The organism is Gilliamella sp. Bif1-4, assembly GCF_001690535.1.
GTDB classification, from domain to species: domain Bacteria; phylum Pseudomonadota; class Gammaproteobacteria; order Enterobacterales; family Orbaceae; genus Gilliamella; species Gilliamella bombi.
Window position 1 is genome coordinate 1 of record NZ_LZHC01000098.1, and the last position, 813, is coordinate 813.

At 41.3% G+C, this 813-nt stretch carries 2 protein-coding genes; one reads left to right on the forward strand and one right to left on the reverse strand.

Annotation, left to right across the window (positions count from 1 at the left end):
• Positions 1–266: IS3 family transposase (locus A9G25_RS12160; RefSeq protein ID WP_141675121.1), on the forward strand; the 266-nt coding region annotated here is incomplete at its 5' end.
• Positions 267–280: 14 nt separating this feature from the next.
• Here the strand turns inward: A9G25_RS12160 and A9G25_RS12165 are convergent.
• Positions 281–813: VENN motif pre-toxin domain-containing protein (locus A9G25_RS12165; RefSeq protein WP_176701143.1), on the reverse strand; the 533-nt coding region annotated here is incomplete at its 5' end.

Below are 813 nucleotides of genomic sequence, written 5' to 3' on the forward strand. Positions count from 1 at the left end.
AATATGGGCTAAGGCAAAGCATGAGTCGAAGAGGCAACTGCTTTGATAATGCGGTTGTTGAGAGTTTTTTTCATACACTCAAAACACATATTATTCATGACTGTTACTACAAAACGAGGAAGCAGGCTAATAAAGCACTATTTGAATATATTGAAATCTATTATAATCGGATACGCCGTCATTCAGCCAATGGCTGGGTATCACCTGAACAATATGAACAACAATATTACCAAAACGAAAAAATGATAGAGGCGGGCACTGTCTAATATTTTGGCGAGGATCAAGATTCAGTATCTGCACCAGATAAATAATCACCTGTAGCTTTATTTAATACTGAAATCAAATCAGCTTTGTCAGTGTCGGTTAAAGACTTATCAGCCATAGCAAGTGCCGCCATAGCGGCACTAATTGGCCCTGGTAAAAATGCACCTATTTGCTCTGGGGCTCGCATCCAGAGTTCAACATAATCGCTACCATTAGGCATATCTTTACCTGTTATGAGCCTTTCTAGTGCTTCCTCTGTTTCTTCTTGAGTTAAATAACCTGCTGCTGAGGCATGGAGGATACCTTCATAATTTGCCCGTGTTTCAGGTGAAAGACCAATAAAATCGCCACCAAATCCACCATCACCCCAACTTAATCCATTATTCTCAACCGCATTTTTCCCTGCCGCAACGCCTGTATTGATATCTTGGATATCACCACCGGCAGCGGCTATTGCAAGACCTGTCGCTAGTTGTGATAGGGCGCTGATTTGTTGTCTTTCTTCTTGTGATAATTCCGCTACTGTTTTACCTGGGTAAAGAATACCCA